The following is a 19,284-nucleotide window of genomic DNA, read 5'->3' as shown; positions in this document are numbered from 1 at the left end:
TTGTGCGACTCCCCGCGCTGAAAAAAGGCGGCCCGCCGTCTACCGAACCGATTCGAGCAGCAACCGCTGTTCGACCCGCTTGACCTCGTGTTGCACGTCGCGCACCGCATCGATGTTGGCCGAGATGGAGCTGACGCCCTCGTCGACGAGGAACTGGACCATCTCCGGTTTCGAGGCCGCCTGCCCGCAGATGCTCGTCGCCACGCCGCGTTCCCGACAGGTCCCGATGACGCGGGCCATCAGGTCGAGCACGGCGGGGTGGAGCTCGTCGAAGCGGCCCGCGACGTTGGTGTTGTTGCGGTCCACCGCCAGCGTGTACTGGGTGAGGTCGTTCGTCCCGAAGGAGGCGAAGTCGATGCCGGTGTCACAGAGCTCTTCGATACAGAGTGCGCTCGCGGGGGTCTCGACCATCACGCCCCAGTCGCGCTTCTCCGGGTCGATACCCGCCGCCTGCATCAGCGACTTCGCTCGCAACACGTCCTCCGCGTCGGTCACGAGCGGAATCATCAGCTCGACGTTGTCGTAGCCCAGTTCGTACAGCCGGGCGAAGGCCCGGAGCTCGAGCTCGAACTCGTCGGGGCGGTCGAGCGACCGCCGCACACCCCGGTAGCCAAGCATCGGGTTGTGCTCGGCGGGCTCGTCCTCGCCGCCCTGGAGCTGGCGGAACTCGTCGGAGGGCGCATCGAGGGTCCGGACCCGCACCGGTCGGGGGTAGAACGCCTCCGCGACGCCGCGGACGCCCTCGACTATCTCCTCGACGTAGGCGCGCTCACCGTGGTCTTCGACGTAGCGCGTCGGCGTCTTGTCCGTCGAGAGAATCATGTGCTCGATGCGCAACAGGCCGACGCCGTCGGCGCCGGTCGCCGCCGCGCGCTCGGCGGCCTCCGGGATGGAGACGTTGACCTTCACCTCGGTGCCGGTCATCGGCTTGACCGGGCTCGCCGGCTCGGCCGGTTCGGACGACTCCGCCGGCTCCGCCGCCGACTCGTCGGGTTCGCCCACCTCGACGGTTCCCATGTCCCCGTCGATAGTCACCGGCTGGCCGTCACGGAGCCGGCCGGTGGCGTCGTCGGTTCCGACGACAGCGGGGACGCCCAGCTCGCGGGAGACGATGGCTGCGTGGCTGGTCATCCCGCCCTGGTCGGTGACGATACCCGCGGCGCGTTTCATCGCCGGCACCATGTCCGGCGTGGTCATCTCCGTGACGATGATGTCGCCTTGCTCGACCTTGTCGAGGTTGTCGAGCTTCCGGACGATTCGGACCGCGCCGGACGCCGTGCCCGGGCTGGAGCCGATGCCCGAGAGGCGCACGTCGTCGGTCTGGCTCTGCATCGCGCCGCCGTCGGCGGTCGCCCCGCTGGCCCCGCCCGCGACGGCGTCGTCGATGGTCGTGATTGGCCGCGACTGGAGGAGATACACCTCGTCGTCGCGGAGTGCCCACTCCACGTCCTGCGGGCAGTCGTAGTGGGCCTCGACGGCCTCGCCGAGGTCGACGAGCCGCCGGAGTTCGTCCTCGTCGAGCACCTGTTCGTCGCGCTTCTCGTCGGGCACCGAGCGCTCGACGGTCCGGCCGTCCTCGCCGCGGACGCACATCACTCGCTTCTCGGCGACGGTCACGTCGTCGACCTCGCCGCTCTCGCGGTCGATGACGTAGTTATCCGGCGAGACCGTGCCCGAGACGACCGCTTCGCCCAGCCCCCACGCGGCCTCGACGATAGCCGTCGGCGCGCCCGTCGAGGGGTGGCTGGTGAAGCAGACGCCCGATTTCTCGGCGTCGACCATCTCCTGGACGACGACGGCGATGTCGACCGCGTCGTGGGCAAAGCCCTGCTCCGTTCGGTAGTAGATGGCCCGCTGGGTGAACAGCGAGGCCCAGCACTCCTTGACCCGGTCGAGCAGGTCCGTCCGCGAGACGTTGAGATACGTGTCCTGCTGGCCGGCAAAGGAGGCGTCGGGGAGGTCCTCCGCCGTCGCCGACGAGCGGACCGCTACCGCGCCATCCCCCAGTTCGTCGTACGCCGCGAGGACGTCTTCCCGCACCGACGCAGGTACCTCGGTCGAGAGAATCAGTTCCTGGGCGCGCTCGGCCGCTTCGGCCAGCGCTCCCGAGTCGTCGCTGTCGACGTCGACGGCCTCGAACAGCGCCTCCTCGATGCCCGTTTCCTCGATGAACGACCGGTAGGTCCCGGCGGTCACCACGAACGCCGAGGGAACAGGCAGCCCCGCTCCGGTCAGTTCTCCGAGGGACGCCGCCTTGCCGCCGACCAGTTCGAGGTCGTCGGCACCGATCTCCGCGAGCCACAGTGTGTGCATGGACTCGTCTGTTCTTTCATTAACGACCATTATGTTCCTTGCGGTCTACCCGTCGGTAATCACCGCCTAGATCTCGATGATGTCGTCGTCCTCGGCGGCGTCGGGAACGGTCATCGACCCGTCCATCGTCGTCACCGCCCGCCCGCCGACCCACGATTCGAGGCCGTCGGTGTCGACCCGGACAGTGCCGGGCCGGTCGAGGAAGTGGCCCTGCTCGACGACGACCTGCTCGATGGTGTCGTCGAGGGCGCCCTCGCGGCGGACGTGGGCCGCACAGGCGCCCGCCGCGGTGCCGGTGACTGGGTCCTCGCCGACGCCGCGACCCGGGGCGAACGCCCGGCCGTGAAGCGTCGCCTCACCGCCGATGGTGTCGAACGTGAACACGTACAGCCCGACCGCGCCGACGCGCGCACACAGTTCCCGGACAGCCGGCATGTCCGGGTCGAGGTTGCTGAGGTGCTCGAAGTAGTTGACCGGCACCACCAGCCACGGCTCGCTCGTGTCGGCGACGGCCATCGGCAGGTCCGCGCCCACGTCCCGCAGCGTCGCCACGTCGATGCCGAGCGCGTCGGCCACCTCGTCGTGTCCCAGACTCACCGCCTCGATATCCGCCGTCCCCTGTTCGAGCCACACCGTCCCGTCCGCCATGACCTCCACGTCGCGGGTCCGTCCGATTGTCTCCATCGTGTACTCCCCGTCCGCGAGCGCGCCGCGCTCGGCGAGCGCCGCGTGGGCCGCGACGGTCGCGTGGTCGCTCCGGGCGACCTCCTCGGTCGGCGCGAAAAAGCGCAGGCGCCGGTCGGCCGTCTCGCTCTCGCAGACGAAGGCCGTCGCGCTCGCGCCCAGTTCCCCGGCGATGGCCGCCATCTGGTCGTCGCTCAATCCGTCGGCGTCAAGCACGACCCCCGCCGGGTTCCCCGCCATCGGTTCCGCGGCAAAGGCGTCGACGAGCAGCACGTCCCGTGTTTCCATGGCACCGTGTTGTGGGACCCGCCGGTTAACAGTTACCCGAGCTAGCAGGACGAGAGACCGGCGCGACGGCTATCGGCAGCAGTTTCGACAGCCGGAACGCCCCGCCCATAGCCGGGTAGCCAAACAGCGCAGGGTGGGACTGAACGGAGCCGCAGGCTCCACGAGGGACGGAAGACGCGCGGCGTCTTCGGGCGACCCAGAAGGTCACTACAGCTGCCGGCTCGAACGCGCCTATCGCTCTTTCGACCGGCCGTCGTCGCGGACGTACTCCAGCGCGGCGACGAACTGCTCGACGTCGACGCTGTCGCCGGATTCCGCCAGCCGTTCGCGGATTTTCGTCGGTGTCATGTCTCGTGTGAACACACGGCACCCTCACCCATAGGTTCTATCACGACGTACGACCGTCTGCTCACCGACTGGATGCCAGCCGCCGTCTCAGTCGCCGTCACCCGAGGAGGTGGGCTGTTCGCCGTGGAGGTCGAACCACTCTCTGAGGGGGGCCCGAATCCCGTCGACCGTGACGGTCACGTCGCCGTTGAACCGCCACTTCGCCCGCGGGGAGTCCTCGCCGAAGTAAATCGGGATATCCACCTCCAAGTCCTCGACGGCGACGTCGAGCGAGTCCTCGCGGTCGACGGTCTCGTCGAGCAGCCGTTCGACGGCTGTCTGCAGTTCGTCGACGTCCGGTTCGGGCATCCCCGTTGACTGGCTCATACAGTCGGGTTACGGCTCCACCTATCTCTTTGTTTCCCCGCCGAGACGCCGGCGTCGTCACATCGAGACCGCGATGGGAACCGGAACGAAACAGAGCGCGCCCAGCACGAGCGTCAGGACGCCGAGCGCGCGCCGACGGGGGCCAAGCGGGGCCTCCACGAGCGGCGTCGCCGTGCCCGCTCGGGCAAACACCACCGCGAGGATGCCCCAGAACCCCCACAGCGGGGCGCCGCGGCCGCCCTCGAACATGAACAGGTAGCCCGCGAGACAAAAGAGCAGGACCGGGACGACCACCTGCACGGCGTCCATGCGCTCGCCGACGAGCGAGCGGCTGATGTGGGCCCCGTCGAGCTGGCCCACCGGAATGAGGTTGAGGAAGGTGACGAAGGCGCCGACCCAGCCGCCGATGACCACCGGGTTCGGGAGCAGGTTCGGGTCGCTGTAGGCAAGGGGCTCGCCCAGCGCGGCGGCGATTCCCCGTATCAACAGCGGGTAGCCCAGTTCGAGTTTCGTGATGATGCCGCCGCTGACGCGTATCGGGTCCAGCGTCACGCCGACGGCCGTGACGGCGACGGTAGCGACCAGCCCCGCCAGCGGCCCGGCGACGCCGATATCGAACAGCGCCCGCCGGTCGGGGATGTTGTCCTGCATCTTGATCACCGCACCCAGCGTCCCGATGACGTTGAACGGCAGCGGGATGAAGTAGGGCAGGCTGGCCTGCACCTGGTGGTACCGCGAGAGCGCGTAGTGGCCGAACTCGTGGACGGCGAGGATACCCAGGACGGCGGCCGCGAAGGGCCACGCCCGCAACAGGACGCCGGGGTCGGCGGCCACCGAGAGGTCGTACCACCGGGTCCCCGCGTACAGCGTCGAGACGAGCGTCGCCAGCGCGAGCACGACGTTGGTCCAGGGGACGCCGTCGACGCCCAGCGAGCGCTCGGTCGCCACGAGCACGTGCTCGTCTGACTCGGCCCGCAGCCTGACGCGGTAGCCCTCCTGCCGGAACCGCGGCCCGACCTGCCGGAGGACCTCCGTGGTGTCGGCCACGGGGTCGCCGTAGTACCGGACACCGGCCTCGGTGAGGTCGATGTCACGGACGCTGAAGGCGTCGGCGAGCCGCTCGGGGCCCGGCGGCTCCGACTGACTCGGCTGCTGCGACATGCCGTGACGTACGGCCCCGAGCGTTTTCAACCTGTTTGCGACGGAGACAGTCAGTCCGCGAGCGCTTCCTCGGAGCCGCCCGCCGCGGCGGGGTCCTGTATCCAGAGGTCGCCAAAGAGGTCGTCCTGCTGGAGGACCACGCGGCCGCGGTGAGCCAGAAAGAGCAGGCCGAGGAACGTCTCCACCCGCGAGCCGCCGGCGGCCTCGACCTCGCGGTAGAGCACTTCCTCTCGGCCCTTGTCGTACTGCTCTCGCACCGCGGCGAAGACGGCCTCGATTATCTCGTCTATCTGCTCGCCGTGGGCGGTGCCGGTCACGTCGGCCGCCGAGGGCTCGTCGTCCAGCCGCATGTCGTCGGCCCCCCGATAGTCGAGCTCCTGTGTCCCGCGCTGGAACCCCGTCGGGGAGCCGCTGGTGTCGTACTCGCGGGACTCCTTCCACCAGTTGTCCCGCTCGGCCTCCCGCAGGTCCCGGACCAGTTCGTCGAGCGTCTGTGGCATCCCCCGGGCCCGGCGGCGTTCCAGCCGGCGGTCCATCTCCGACTCCAGCGCCGCGAACGGGTCCGGCTCGTCGATGGGGTCGTCGCCGGACATCGCCCGCTCCCACGGCTCGACGGCCTCCTCCTCGGGCTCGTCGGTGCCCAGCATCGCGTCGCTTTTCATCCGGACGAGCACGGAGGCGTAAAACAGCGCCCGACCCGAGGTGCGCAGGTCGCTCCCGTCGATAGCGTCGAGGAACTTGTCGGTCACCTGCACCACGTCGATGTCCCACGGGTCTATCTCGCCGTCGTCGGCCAGCTGGACCAGCACCTCGACCGGCTCGGGCGCGTCGTCGTCCTCGCCGTCCCCAGTGGCGGCGTCGCTTCCGCTGGAGCCGGGTACGGCGCCACTCTCGGCCCCGTCGACACCCGCGTCACCGGTGAGCAGGTCCACGTCGGACTGTTCGGCGGGTCGTTCGCGGTCTTCGTGGCCCGTGATATCGAGCGGGATGTCGTCGGTCATGTCTGGCATCAGTCGTCTGCCACCACTTCGTCCTCTTCGTCGGGGCCGTCCCCGGAGAGGTCGATACCGGTCACGGCCGAGACGTTGTCGCCCTGCATCATAACCCCGATGGCCCGCTCGGAGCGTTCCAGCAGCGCCGAGCGGTGGGAGACGACGACGAACTGGGCGTCGCCGGCCAGTTCGTCGACCAGCTCGCCCACGAGGTCGGCGTTTTTCGCGTCGAGGAAGGCGTCGACCTCGTCGAGCGCGTAGAACGGCGCCGGGTTGTGGCGCTGGATGGCGAAGATGAAGGCGAGCGCGGTCAGTGACTTCTCCCCGCCCGACATCGCGGCCAGCCGCTGGATGGGCTTGTCGCCGGGCTGGGCCTTCATCGTCAGCCCGCCCTCGAACGGGTCGTCCTCGTCTTCCAGGTGGAGGTGGCCGGTGCCGTTCGACAGCCGCTCGAAGATGTCCTGGAACTGCTCGTTTATCTCGTCGAACGACGCCATGAACGTCGCCTTCTTCTTCTGTTCGTAGCTGTCGATGCGCTCGCGGATGCCGTCGGCCTCCTCGACGAGCGTCCCCTTCTTCTCTTCTAGGTCAGCGAGGTCGTCGGCCACGCGGTCGTACTCCTCTATCGCGCGCATGTTGACCGGTTCGAGCGCCTCCATCTCGCCGGTGAGCCGTTCGATTTCGGACTCGACCGTGTCGTGGTCGGGCACGTCCTCGGGGTCGTAGTCGCCGACCTGGGCTTCGAGTTCGTCGATCTCCCAGTCCAGCCGGTCGCGGTCTTCGCGCTCGTCTTCGAGGTCGCGTTCGACGTCGGTGACCAGTGACTGCTGCTCGTCGCGGGCCTCCTTTGCGCTCTGGAGCTCCTCGCGCAGCTCCTCGCGCTCGCCTTTGAGCTCGGCGAGCTCTTCTTCGAGGTCGGCGACGGACGCCTCCTTCTCGGCTTTGCGCTCGCGTTTCTCGGCGACTCGCGTCTCCAGTTCCGCGATTCGCTCCTCCTTCTCGGCCTTGCGGTTCTGCGTGGCCTCGATGTCGTCGTGAAGCTCCTCGATAGCGTCCTCGGCGTACTGTTTCTCCAGTTGCAGTTCGTTCAGCTTCGCGTCGAGGTCGTCCTCGCGTGACTCCAGCGCGTCGATGTCGTCGCGAATCGCCTCGCGCTCGTCGGTGAGGGCGGGTAGCTCGGAGTCCTGGACCTCCGATTCGAGTTCCTCGATGTCGGCCTCGATGTCGGCGATAGCCTCGTTGGCCGTCTCGATGTCGGCTTCGAGCTCGTCCATCTCGTCGGCCACGGCCTCGCGGTCGTCGGAAATCTCCTCGATGGCCGCTTCGAGGGTCTCGATTCGGTCGCGCTTGCTCGCGAGCTCCCCCTCCGTCTGCTCGATGTCGTTCTCGATGTCACGGACCTGCTCGGTGGCGTCGGACTCGCGGTCCCGGGCGTCGTCGAGGCGCTCCTCCACGTCGCGGAGGTCGCTGCGAACGTCCGCTCGCTCGTCTTCCAGTTCGGTGATGCGCGTCGCGACCCGTTCGAGCTGGCCGGCCCCGCCCGAGAAGGAGTAGCGCGTCCCCGAGGACGACCCCCCGGTCATCGCGCCGCTCTTCTCGACCAAGTCGCCCTCCAGGGTGACCATGCGGTAGTTCCCCATCAGGTCCCGGGCGGTTGCCATGTCCTCGACGATGACGGTGTCCCCGAGCACGTACGAGAAGATGCCCGCGTACTCCGGGTCGAAGTCGACGAGGTTGTAGGCGAAGTCCACGACGCCCGCTTCGTTCGGCAGCGAGGGCAGCGACCGGTTCCCCATCTGCGTTATCGGCAGGAAGGTCGCCCGCCCGGCCGAACGCGATTTCAGGTACTCGATACACGACTGGCCGACGCCGTCGTCGTCGACGACGACGTGTGCCAGCCGACCGCCGGCCGCGGTCTCACAGGCGGTGGCGTACTCGGCGTCGACCCCGCCCAGCTGACCGACGGTGCCGTGGACGCCCTCGCGGCCCGCGTTCAGGATGGCCGTCACCGCGCGCCCGTACGAGGAGTCCCCGTCCTGGCCCGCCTTCGCTTCGAGCTCGGCGTACTCCTGCTGTTTGGCGCTTATCTCGTCTTCCAGGGAATCGAGGTCGGACTGGAGCTCGCGCTTCTCGGCCCGCAGGTCGTCGACCACCTCGCCGATAGTGGCTTTGTTCTTCCGTGCTTTCTCCAGTTCCGCCTCCAGGTCCTCGACGTCGGCTTCGAGGGCCGGAATCTCGGCCTCGATAGCCTCGATTTCGGTGCGCTTCTCGTCTTCCTCGTTGGACCGGCGACGGGCCTCGTCCAGCAGTCGGTCCTGCTCGCGCTGGAGGTCGTTTCGCTCGCTCTTCTTCGCTTCGAGCGTCTCGCGTCTGCTCTCGAGTTCGTCCTTTATCTCCTCGAACTCCTCGCCGATGTCGTCGATGCGCCCCTGGACGTCGGCCAGCTCGCTCTCCTTGCCCGCGATATCCGCTTTGACGTTCGACTTCTCGACTTTCGTCTCGCGGATGTCGCTCTCCAGTTCGTCGATGGTCTCCTGTTTGCGGTCTATCTGGACGAACGCCTGTCGGCGCTCGTTCTCGGCGTCCTCGACGGCCGCCTCGGCGCTGGCGATCTTGTCTTCCAGCCGCGAGATGTCGCCCTTTATCTCCTCTATGTCGCGTTTGATGGCGAGCTGTTCGTCCTCGCCTTTGCGCTCTATCTCGTTGTTGAGCTCGTGGAGTTCGTCCTCCAGTCGGACGACCTTGCCCTGCCGGCTATCGAGCTCCTCCTGGAGCGCCGCCAGCTCGCTTTCGAGCTCGTCGATGGCGTCCTCGGTCGCGTCGAGCGCCTCGCGTTTGTCTTCGAGTTCGGCGGCCTTCCGATACCCCTCGTACTCCTCTTTCTGTTCGCGCAGCTCCTGGTACTGGAGAGCGGTCTCGCGTTCGTCTTCGAGCTGGTCGAGCCGGTCCTGTTTCTCCTCGATACGGAGCTCCGCCTCGTCGATTCGCTCCTGTACGACCTCGAGCTCCTCGAAGGCGTCCGCCTTCTTCGCGTCGAACTGCGCGACGCCAGCGATTTCGTCGATTATCTCCCGGCGCGAGCCCGAGGTCATGTTGATGATCTCGGTCACGTCGCCCTGCATGACGACGTTGTACCCCTCCGGGGTCACCCCGGCCTGTGCGAGCAGGTTCTGGATGTCCGAGAGGTTGACCGAGCGACCGTTGATGTAGTAGTAGGAGTAGTAGTTGTCCTCGGTCTCCTTGACCCGGCGCTTGATAGATATCTCGTCGACGTCGCCGACGTCCTCGGTCCCGGCGGCGTTGACGACCTGGGCCCGCTCGACCGTCCGGTCGTCGTTGGCGAGAATGACCTCGACGCTGGCCTCGCGCTCGCCGGCGAGCTCCACGTCCTCGTCGGCGTGGCCCGGGTTGTAGATGAGGTCGGTCAGCTTCTCGGCGCGGATACCGGAGGTCCTGGCGAGTCCGAGCGCGAAGAGAACGGCGTCGATGATGTTGGACTTGCCCGAGCCGTTCGGGCCCGAAATCGTGGTAAAATCCTCGTAGAACGGGATTCGGGTCTTCCGCCCGAAGCTCTTGAAGTTGTCGAGGACGAGCTCTTTGATATGCATACGGTAGAGTGGCCGCCCGTTCAGGCGACGATGATGTCGGAGCCCGAGTCCTCCTCGGTCTCGGACTCCGCCTCGGGATCGGCCGTGTTGTCAGCTTCCTCGGGAGCCTCGGTGTTAGATGTACCGGATTCGGGGACCAGAATCTCGCTCTCGGTCGTCTGCTCCTCGTCGGCCGTGGACGCCGCGTCGGTCGTCTCGTCGGCCTGCTGGGTCGCCGGTTTCTCGCCGGCCTGCTCGGGCGGCGACCGGCTGAAGCCGTTCTGCTCGTCGACGGTGTTTTCGAGTTCGCGAATGCGCACCTTGCACTCGACGAGTTCGTCAGTGAGCCCCTCGACGGAGGCTTCGAGTTCTTGGACGCGCGTTTCCAGCTCCTCGACGCGGTTACCACACATATGCTACACAGTGACGGTCCGCCCACATAAACGTACGTCAGACACCGGTACGAATTCCGATAGATTCGCTCGCGACAGCCCGTCTGACGGCCCGTCGCGGTGAGGGTGACGGCGCGAAACAGTCCCGTAATTCGGGGGTGACAGCGGACGGCGACCGTCTCACTGCGGTCACCGCGCCGGCGGTCAGAGGCCGATTCGCTTTCGCACCTGCGGGCCGACCAGCCGCGTGACTGGCAGCGGGAGGCGCTTCCAGATGTCCTTCGCGCGGTCGTACTTGTCGTCCTCGGGGTCCTGCAGCGTCTCGCTGCCCCCGGGGAAGTAGTGCAGGTCGTCGTACCACGTCTTCGACCCGCCGAAGCTCTTCTTGAACATGTAGACGCCCGAGCCTTCCCGCGTTCGGCCGAACTCGTAGGTGTCGTACCCCTGCTGGGCGGCCCAGTCGAGCGATTTCCAGAGCAGGAAGCTGCCGCCGTTCAGGTCGCGGTACTCGTAGTCGCTGACGACCCCCCACTGGTAGACCGTGTCGCCGACCGCGAGGTCGATCATCCCGTTGATGAGCGAGCCGTCGCGGTGGACGGTGCTCAACCGGAGCTGTCCGTTCGGATACAGCGACTCCCAGAGCCGCTCGAAGAACTCGAACGAGTGGGGCGGGCTCCCGTGGCCTCGCATCGATTCGAGGTAGAGCCCGTAGTACTCCCTGAGGTCGTCGAGAGAGCTGCCGGTCGAGAACCGCAGCGAGTCGTCGTCGCCGGCCTGCTCGACCTGTCGCTGTCGACTGTCCTTGATGCCGTCCCAGACTGCGTCGGCGCCCGCCGCCGTGTCTATCTGGAACGTGACGTACCGGTTCTTCTCGACGAACTCGTCGGTCCCGGCCACCTGTGCGCCCCGGAGGCTGACACTGTCGACGTCGAGGCGGTCGGCCAGCTGGATCGTCTGGTCGAGGAGCAGTTCGACCGCCTGTTCGGCGGCGCCCTCGCCGACGACGACCGCGCCCCGTTCGGCGAAGGCGGGCGACAGCAGTTTCGACCCGAACAGACGGCTCTCGACGTGATACAGCGGGAGCGCGGCGACCAGTTCGTCGCGTTCGGTGTCGCGGGCCACGAGCTGCCAGCGGTCGTGCCCGTAGGCGTCGACGGCCTCGCGCCACCCGCTCAGGGCGTAGGCGGGGCCGTCGTTCGCGTCGACGAACGCATCCCACGCCGCGTCGTCCGTACACACCTCGGTGGCGAGCCGGCCGTCCGCGCGGCCCGCCGCCACGCTCGTCAGTTCCATCGGACGCGACTCCCCGTCGAATCAGTTCGCGTACCGACTGCGCTATGTCCGGTGCAGTGCAGGTCCCAGTTCATGCTGTCGGAGAGAGGCAAGTGGCTCCCTTTGTTAGTAGTCTGGTACGGAACTCCGGCCGTCCGGTCAGCGGTTGCTTTCCAGTCGGTTCGTGCCGGCGATCGACGCCGTGAGCGCCGTCGGGCGCGGTGCGACGCCGGGGGTGGGCTGCCGGTGCCGACACGTCTCGCTCGCGGTGTGGATGGGCGTCGGCCGCTGTCGGTAACGTGAGGATACTCCATGGGCAGCGAACGACGGCATCGTGTCCGACGCCCTCACGGCCCGTCTTTCCGCTTCGCGGTCAGCGTTCACAGCAGGGTTCGGCGGTGCTTACCGAGCTCCCGAAGTAGCAGACCGGCCCGTCCGGCGCTCGACCGGTCCCGGGAGGGCTCTGGGTCCTTGGACGGGACCCGCCGTCGTCCGTCGGGCACCGGCCCGTGGCAGGGTCGTTACGCTTTAGCCAGCGGGCGCCGAATCGGGGGTAATGACTGCACAAGCCGCCGAGTCCCGCGAACTCGCGGCCGTCATCGGGCTGGAGGTCCACGTCCAGCTAGAGACGGAGACGAAGATCTTCTGTGGCTGTTCGACCGAGCCGAGCGAGGAACCCAACACCAACACCTGTCCGGTCTGTCTGGGCCTGCCCGGCGCCCTGCCCGTGGTAAACGAGGGCGCCGTCGAGGCCGCGGTCAAGGTCGGGAAAGCGATCGACGCCGACATCCCCGAGGAGACCACCTTCCACCGGAAGAACTACTACTACCCCGACCTCCCCAAGAACTTCCAGATAACCCAGTACGACGCCCCCATCTGCGCCGAGGGCGAACTGGAGTTCGCCGTCGAGGGGGAGCGACGCGCGGTCGACATCCGCCGCGCCCACCTGGAGGAAGACCCCGGCTCCATCAAACACGTCCGGGACGGCAGCGGGCCACTCGAGTCCCGGACCACCTCCATCGAGCGGGCCGACTACACGCTGATAGACTACAACCGCGCGGGGACGCCCCTGATGGAGATCGTCACCGAGCCGGATTTCCGTGCCCCGGGCGAGGTCCGCGCGTTCCTCGAAAAGCTGGAGGAAGTACTGGAGTATCTCGGTGTCTTCGACGCCACCCGCGACGGGAGCCTCCGCATCGACGCGAACCTCTCGATGGTCGACGCCGACGAGGTGGGCGACGACGGCCACATCGACGAGTCGGTCCTCGAAGACGCCAACCGCACCGAGGTCAAGAACATCTCCAGTCACAAGGGCGCCGAGAAGGCCCTCGCCTTCGAGGAGTCGCGCCAGCGCAAGCTCGTCCAGTCGGGCCGCGCGGTCGAGCAGGAGACCCGCCACTTCAACGAGACGCACGGCAACACCGTCTCGATGCGGTCGAAGGAGGAGGAGAAGGACTACCGCTACTTCCGCGAGGCCGACATCCCGCCGCTGCAGGTCGCCGGGTGGAAGGACGAAATCGCCATCCCGGAACTGCCCGACGCCCGCCGCGAGCGGTTCGTGGCGGAGTACGGCCTCAGCGACGAGGCGGCCTCGAAACTGACGAGCACGAAGCAGGTCGCGGACTTCTTCGAGAACGTCGCCGAGGCGTTCGACGCCGACCTCGCCTCGACGTGGGTCGCCGACAACCTGCTCGGCGAACTGAACTACCGGGACATGTCCGTCACCGATATCGACGACCGCTTCGAGGCGGTCACCCGTCTCGTGGAACTCGTCGACGAGGACGAGATAACCGCCAAGAACGCCCACGAGACTGTCCTCCGGGAGATGCTGGACGAGGGCGAGGACCCCGACACCGTCGTCGAGCGCGAGGGGCTGGGCAAGACCTCCGGCGACGAAGTGCAGGACGCGGTCGCGGAGGCCATCGACGAGAACCCCGACGCCGTCGAGGACTACTACGACGGCGAGGACGGCGCACTTAACTTCCTCGTCGGTCAGGTGATGCAGAAGACGGGCGGGAGCGCGGACCCCGGTGACGTGAACGGGCTGCTCCGCGAGGAACTGGCGGAGGAGTAGTTCGACGAACGGGGAGAGCGGTCCGCCGGGGACGGCTTACGTCTCGTTCGCGTCGGCCTGAGCCGACGGGTCGTCGCCACCGCGGGACGCGACCGACGGGTCGAGCCGTAGCAGCGTCACGAAGATAGCGACCGCCGCGGTCTCGACCACCTTGATAGCCGCTTCGACCGGTTCGGTGTTGAAGTGGTCGAGGACGAGCAATACGGTGTTCTGGCTCCCGTGGCTGTGTCCGCCCCCGCCCGACGCGGGCGCCGAGAAGCCGTCGACGAGGAAGGCCCCGTGGCCGGTGGCGTGCCACGTCACCCACGCCGCGATGGAGCCGACCAGCAGGAGCGCCCCGCCGACGTAGGCGGTCCGCAGGCTCACGACGTCGAAGCTGATGAGATACGGACCGGCCAGTAGGAGTAGTCCGAGCGCGACAAAGAGGAACGGGCGCGGGTCCGGCGGGACGCCGGACCCGAACGCGGCCAGATAGACGATGCTCCGCGGGAACCCCCACCAGAGGTGGTACGCCGCCGTGACGAAGACGAGGGCGGCGGCGACCGCACGGAGGATGCGGGCTGTCCGACTGTCCATACCGAGAGATTGGCGCACGAACGCAAGAGCCCATCGGAGTCGGCGCCGTCGCCGACTATCTCTCGCGTGCGCGGGTGCGAACGCCCGCGTGTGCCTCCGTACCCGCGCTGTCGTTCGGTTTCCCGAAAGTCTTTAGAACGCCCCCGAGCGTAGCGACCCCTAATGCCAGTAACAGGTGGTGTCCGATGGAGCTAATCATCACGGAGAAGGACAACGCCGCCCGCCGCATCGCCGAAATCCTCTCCGAGGGGAGCGCGTCGGCCGAGCGGGCCAACGGGGTCAACGTCTACCGCTGGGGAACGAAACGCGTCGTCGGGCTGTCGGGTCACGTCGTCGGCGTGGACTTCCCGCCGGAGTACAACGACTGGCGGGACGTGGAACCGGTCGAACTCATCGACGCCGAGGTGACAAAGGAGGCCACCCAGGAGAACATCGTCACGACGCTGCAACAGCTCGCTCGCAAGGCCGAGAGCGCCATCATCGCGACAGACTACGACCGCGAGGGCGAACTCATCGGCAAGGAGGCCTACGAGCTCATCCGCGAGGTGACCGACGTGCCCGTCTCCCGGGTGCGCTTCTCCTCGATCACCGAACGCGAGGTCCGCGAGGCCTTCGCCGACCCCGACGAGATAGACTTCGACCTCGCGGCCGCGGGCGAGGCCCGCCAGATTATCGACCTCGTGTGGGGCGCGGCGCTGACCCGCTTTCTCTCGCTGTCGGCGCGCCAACTGGGCGACGACTTCATCTCCGTGGGTCGGGTCCAGTCGCCGACGCTGAAGCTCATCGTTGACCGCGAACGCGAGATCCAGGCGTTCGACCCCGAGGACTACTGGGAGATATTCGCCGACATCACGAAGGACGACTCGGCCTTCGAGGCCCAGTACTTCTACGACGACGACGGCAGCGAGGCCGAGCGCGTCTGGGACGAGGACGCGGCCGACGCCGCCTACGCCGACCTCCGGAGCGTCGACGCGGCGACGGTCACCGGCGTCCGCCGGCGGACCCGAACGGACAGCCCGCCGACGCCGTTCAATACGACCGCGTTCATCTCGGCGGCCAGTTCGCTGGGCTACTCCGCCCAGCGGGCGATGTCCATCGCCGAGGAGCTCTACACCGCGGGCTACATGACCTACCCGCGCACGGACAACACCGTCTATCCGGAAGACCTGGAGGAAGACGAGCTGCTCGACGCGTTCGTCAGCTCGCCCGACTTCGGCGAGGACGCCGAGTCGCTGCTCGAACAGGACGACATCGTCGCCACCGAGGGCGACGAGGAGACCACCGACCACCCGCCCATCCACCCGACCGGCGAGCTACCACCCAAATCCGAGCTCTCCGAGGACGAGTGGGAGGTGTACGAACTCGTCGTCCGGCGGTTCTTCGCGACGGTCGCCGAGGCCGCGACCTGGGAGCGCCTGCGCGTGGTCTGTGAGGCCGCCGGCCGCTCGCTGAAGGCCAACGGCAAACGGCTCGTCGAGCCGGGTTACCACGCGGTGTACCCCTACTCCAGCGCCAGCGAGAACCACGTCCCCGACGTCGAGGAGGGCGAGGAGCTGGCGATGTCCGATGTCCGGCTGGAGGACAAGCAGACCCAGCCGCCCCGTCGCTACGGCCAGTCCCGACTCATCGAGACCATGGAGTCCAAGGGGCTCGGGACGAAGTCGACCCGGCACAACTCCATCGAGAAGCTGTACGAGCGCGGCTACATCGAGAGCGACCCGCCCCGCCCGACGACGCTGGCGATGGCCGTCGTCGAGGCCGCCGAGGAGTTCGCCGACCGCGTCGTCAGCGACGACATGACCGCTCAGCTGGAACAGGACATGACCCGCATCGCCAACGGCGAGGCGACGCTCGACGACGTGACCGACGAGTCCCGGGAGATGCTCCAGAAGGTGTTCGACGAACTGGCGGACTCCCGCGAGGACATCGGCGAACACCTCCAGGAGTCGCTGAAAGCCGACAAGACGCTCGGCCCGTGTCCGGTGTGTGGCGAGGTGATGCTGGTCCGGCGCTCCCGGCAGGGCTCGTATTTCGTCGGCTGTGACGGCTTCCCCGACTGTCGCAACACCCTGCCGCTGCCCTCGACCGGCGAGCCGCTCGTGCTCGACGACGAGTGCGAGGACCACGAGATGCACCACGTGAAGATGCTCGCCGGCCGGGACACCTTCGTCCACGGCTGTCCCCGCTGCGAGGCCGAGAAGGCCGACGAGAGCGACGACGAGGTCATCGGCCCGTGTCCCGACTGTCACGAACCGGACGGCGGCGAGCTAGCTATCAAGCACCTCCGGTCGGGCTCCCGGCTGGTGGGGTGTACGCGCTACCCCGACTGCGAGTACTCCCTGCCGCTGCCCCGCAACGGCGACATCGAGGTCACCGACGAGTTCTGCGAGGACCACGACCTCCCCGAGCTGGTCATCGACCCGGACAGCGACGACCCGTGGGAACTCGGCTGTCCCATCTGTAACTTCGAGGAGTACCGCGAGCGCAACGCCGTCGAGGAGCTCGAGGACCTGAACGGTATCGGCGGCGCGACCGCGGAGAAACTGGAAGCGGCCGGCGTGGACTCGCTCGACGCGCTCCGGGAGGCCGACGCCGACGTCGTCGCCGCCGAGGTCCAGGGCGTCAGCGCGAGTCAGGTCCGGGACTGGCAGACCGAACTCGAAGCCTGAGCGCGCTACTCCTCGGGGAGGTCGTAGCCGATGGCAAAGCGCGCGGCGGTCCCGAGCGTCCCGAACACCAGCAGGAACAGCTGCCAGCCGCTCCGGACGACGGGGAACACCCGGTCGACGGGCTGGTCGCTCGCCCCGTCCGAGCCGGGGTTGGGGTCGACGCCGGTGCTCATCTGCACCTCGCTGGAGTCGCCCATGGCGTCGAACGTCGGGCCCGACTCACCCAGATCGACGAACGTCTGGACGAGGCCCCGCTGTGAGGAGATCTCCAGCCGGCCCGAAACCCGATAGAACTGGTCGTGGAGGGGCCAGAAGAGGTTCGCACCGCCCGTTATCATGTCCATGAAGACGTGGCCGACGGCGTAGACGACGACACAGAACCACGCGACGCGGACGCCGTAGGCCCCCCATCGCCGGCGGATGACCGACTCCTCGCGCGCGTACAGGTCGACGGCGACGAGCGCGCCCGCCAGTGCCGGAATCACGAGGTTAGTGGTCGCCGCCCGGTGGCCGACCGACCAGAACAGCCCGATGAACGCGTCGACGTCCGGGATGGTGACGACGACGAGCGAGAGCGCCAGCGAGCGCCTGTCGAACGCGGCACCGAGTACCGTCGCCGCCAGCAGTCCCACGAAAGCGTAGTGGACCACCAGAGATGGCATCTACACGTGATGTAGGCAGCTAGACAGATAACGGCGCGGGGTCAGAAGGCAGTCGTGTCGACCACCGCGACCCTCACGCTCCGCTGGGCCGGCGACACCGACGCGCCGCAGTGGGACGACCCAGATCGAAGGTGGGACTGAACGCGACGCGCTCAGCGCTCTATCTTCACTGTCTCGCTGGCGGCCGCGACCAGCCGCTCGATACTGTCGCGCAGCCCCAGGAACTCCCGCTCGAAGTTCGTGTCCTGTTTCAGCGCCTGTCGCTTGGCGCGTTCCTGGGTGTACCAGTCGCTCATCGTGCCCTCTGCAATCCGCTTCTCGTAGTCCGCCGGGAGATCGTAATCGTGTCTGGCCATTGCTGTACCTGTGATGACCGGTCACCGTCACGGGGCGTCCACGTCGGAACGCGGCCGACCGCGAGTTTTGATACCGGCCACTTTCTGGTTATTACTTAGACGCGTGTCCTCTAAAGTCTTTTTCTCCACTGTTTTTGCTGCACATTTGATTCAATAATTGGACTATCTCCGCTCATCTGGTCACGAGTTCGGAACACACGGCGTGACCGTCGGTCAAAGCCCCAAATGCGACGTGGAGCTGGGCCCCTCGTCGTCGTCGATGCCGCCCTCGTGGGCGAACTCGTAGTCGTCGTCGACGAGGAAGACGGTGCCGTGGCGCTCGGCGAGGTCGACGGCGGGCAGCGTCGTCCCGGCCGCCTCGCCGTTGTCGCAATCGCCCTCGCAGGCGTCGAACAGCGAGCCGTGCCGGGGACAGATAATCTCGCCGTCGCGCATCGGCACCCCCTGTCCGGTGTCGAAGCGCTGGTCCTCGTGCGTACAGCGGTTGCGCCACGCCTCGACGCCCTCCCCACAGGGCACCACGATTACCTCTTCCGGGGCGCCGTGGGGACCCTCGGCCGTGAACAGATACGAACCGTCGTCGTGGACCCGCTCGACGCTGGTGAGCTGGTGCATGCTCGAAAGCAGTGGCGCGAGGGGCTAAGCCGTGGCGGTCACGCGACCGCGGGAGGCCCTCTCAGACGAACGTCGGCGCCTCCCGCGACCAGTCCCACGCCAGATAGTCGATGCTCGCCGTCTCGTCGGGTAGCTGGCCGTACCGCCGCAGGAACTCACGCGTCCCGGCCCGCCCGCCGAAGTCGCCGGGGAACCACCGGAAGACGCGGGGTACCCGAACCGTTCCCGCCTCGGGGTCGTGCTCGACGGTCGCGTCGAGATACGTCCGCGTCGCCAGGTCGAGCTGGTCGTCGACGGCGGCCGGCTCGTAGGCCCGGATAGCCGGACAGCTCGCCGCGCCGCAGTGCAGTGCGAAGTGGACGCGGGGGTCGACGGCGTCGAGCCTGTAGCGGTGCTCGAAACTGTCGGGCAGCAGGCGCGGCAGGTAGCCTAGCCCGTACTTCGAGCGCGAACCCCGGAGGATGCCGTGCTCGATGTCGTCCAGCCCCAGCGGGTGTCCGGCGACCGACAGCGCCGGTGCGCGGAAGAAGCGCCAGCGCGACTCGTAGAGGTCTGGCCGCTCGGCCAGCAGGTGCGTCGTCCCGGCGTTGTAGCAGTTCAGCCAGAACGCGAGCGCCGTCTCGCGGTCCGAGCGGACCGGCGCGAGGTCGGCCTCCGACAGCGATTCGAGCGCCCGCAGGAACGGGCCGGGGTCGTCACCGGTCCGCAGCGCCACCAGCAGGTCCGCCGCGAGGGCGGTCGGGGTGGCCGAGCGCTCGCCGGTCGTCTCCATGTTCCTCGGGACGGTCCCGCGGTGAAAAAGACTTCCGCGGGCGTGTTCGGTCGGCGTCTTTCTGTCTCGGCGGCCCGTCGATACCGCCCGGTATCCCGTCGCCGAGCCCACGTACACGGGATTTCCTGTCGGGTCCACCCTTCCGAAGCCGTTATGC

Annotated in this window: 15 protein-coding genes; 2 read left to right on the top strand and 13 right to left on the bottom strand. The window is 67.7% G+C overall.

Features of this window, described 5'->3' with window-relative positions; genetic code table 11:
* Positions 1 to 39 precede the first annotated feature (39 nt).
* The 8 genes from ppsA to NDI56_RS00335 form a co-directional block, all read right to left on the bottom strand.
* Positions 40 to 2,313 (bottom strand): phosphoenolpyruvate synthase, encoded by a 2,274-nt coding sequence (gene ppsA / locus NDI56_RS00370; RefSeq protein ID WP_310917417.1) that lies wholly within the window; start codon positions 2,311 to 2,313, stop codon positions 40 to 42.
* A 66-nt stretch (positions 2,314 to 2,379) separates the two neighbouring features.
* On the bottom strand, positions 2,380 to 3,285 hold the full coding sequence (locus NDI56_RS00365; protein ID WP_310917416.1) for a PhzF family phenazine biosynthesis protein: 906 nt from the start codon (positions 3,283 to 3,285) through the stop codon (positions 2,380 to 2,382).
* A gap of 435 nt (positions 3,286 to 3,720) precedes the next feature.
* Positions 3,721 to 3,999 carry a hypothetical protein gene (locus tag NDI56_RS00360; protein WP_310917415.1) on the bottom strand — a complete coding sequence of 93 codons (279 nt, stop codon included), beginning with the start codon at positions 3,997 to 3,999 and terminating at the stop codon, positions 3,721 to 3,723.
* A 57-nt stretch (positions 4,000 to 4,056) separates the two neighbouring features.
* Positions 4,057 to 5,160, bottom strand: a complete 1,104-nt coding sequence (locus NDI56_RS00355; protein ID WP_310917413.1) for a site-2 protease family protein — start codon at positions 5,158 to 5,160, stop codon at positions 4,057 to 4,059.
* 50 nt (positions 5,161 to 5,210) lie between these two features.
* The gene (locus NDI56_RS00350; protein WP_310917411.1) at positions 5,211 to 6,170 is read right to left on the bottom strand and encodes a segregation/condensation protein A; all 960 of its coding nucleotides are present in this window, start codon (positions 6,168 to 6,170) and stop codon (positions 5,211 to 5,213) included.
* Positions 6,170 to 9,760, bottom strand: a complete 3,591-nt coding sequence (smc, locus tag NDI56_RS00345; protein ID WP_310917410.1) for a chromosome segregation protein SMC — start codon at positions 9,758 to 9,760, stop codon at positions 6,170 to 6,172. The genes NDI56_RS00350 and smc overlap by 1 nt, the downstream gene beginning before the upstream one ends.
* A gap of 20 nt (positions 9,761 to 9,780) precedes the next feature.
* Positions 9,781 to 10,152, bottom strand: coding sequence for a DUF7518 family protein (locus NDI56_RS00340; protein ID WP_310917409.1), 372 nt, complete (start codon positions 10,150 to 10,152; stop codon positions 9,781 to 9,783).
* Between the two features lie 183 nt (positions 10,153 to 10,335).
* Positions 10,336 to 11,424, bottom strand: coding sequence for a GNAT family N-acetyltransferase (locus NDI56_RS00335; RefSeq protein WP_310917408.1), 1,089 nt, complete (start codon positions 11,422 to 11,424; stop codon positions 10,336 to 10,338).
* A 535-nt stretch (positions 11,425 to 11,959) separates the two neighbouring features.
* On the opposite strand from NDI56_RS00335, the gene gatB reads away from it, so the two are divergent.
* Complete coding sequence (gatB, locus tag NDI56_RS00330) at positions 11,960 to 13,477, top strand: Asp-tRNA(Asn)/Glu-tRNA(Gln) amidotransferase subunit GatB (RefSeq protein WP_310917407.1); 1,518 nt, start codon at positions 11,960 to 11,962, stop codon at positions 13,475 to 13,477.
* A 36-nt stretch (positions 13,478 to 13,513) separates the two neighbouring features.
* Here the strand turns inward: gatB and NDI56_RS00325 are convergent, their stop codons facing one another.
* Entirely contained in the window at positions 13,514 to 14,053 is a 540-nt protein-coding gene (locus NDI56_RS00325; RefSeq protein ID WP_310917405.1) for a hypothetical protein, read from the bottom strand.
* 185 nt (positions 14,054 to 14,238) lie between these two features.
* Here NDI56_RS00325 and NDI56_RS00320 point away from each other — a divergent pair, with 185 nt between their 5' ends.
* Entirely contained in the window at positions 14,239 to 16,722 is a 2,484-nt protein-coding gene (locus NDI56_RS00320; RefSeq protein WP_310917404.1) for a DNA topoisomerase I, read from the top strand.
* 5 nt (positions 16,723 to 16,727) lie between these two features.
* Here the strand turns inward: NDI56_RS00320 and NDI56_RS00315 are convergent, their stop codons facing one another.
* The 4 genes from NDI56_RS00315 to NDI56_RS00300 form a co-directional block, all read right to left on the bottom strand.
* On the bottom strand, positions 16,728 to 17,384 hold the full coding sequence (locus NDI56_RS00315) for a metal-dependent hydrolase (RefSeq protein WP_310917403.1): 657 nt from the start codon (positions 17,382 to 17,384) through the stop codon (positions 16,728 to 16,730).
* 152 nt (positions 17,385 to 17,536) lie between these two features.
* Entirely contained in the window at positions 17,537 to 17,740 is a 204-nt protein-coding gene (locus NDI56_RS00310) for a hypothetical protein (protein ID WP_310917402.1), read from the bottom strand.
* A gap of 213 nt (positions 17,741 to 17,953) precedes the next feature.
* On the bottom strand, positions 17,954 to 18,355 hold the full coding sequence (locus NDI56_RS00305) for a Rieske (2Fe-2S) protein (RefSeq protein WP_310917401.1): 402 nt from the start codon (positions 18,353 to 18,355) through the stop codon (positions 17,954 to 17,956).
* Positions 18,356 to 18,416: 61 nt separating this feature from the next.
* Positions 18,417 to 19,127, bottom strand: a complete 711-nt coding sequence (locus NDI56_RS00300; RefSeq protein ID WP_310917400.1) for a DUF547 domain-containing protein — start codon at positions 19,125 to 19,127, stop codon at positions 18,417 to 18,419.
* Positions 19,128 to 19,284 lie beyond the last annotated feature (157 nt).

The sequence above is a fragment of the Halomicroarcula saliterrae genome (assembly GCF_031624395.1).
GTDB lineage: Archaea > Halobacteriota > Halobacteria > Halobacteriales > Haloarculaceae > Haloarcula > Haloarcula saliterrae.
This window is presented reverse-complemented; position numbering and strand designations above follow the sequence as displayed.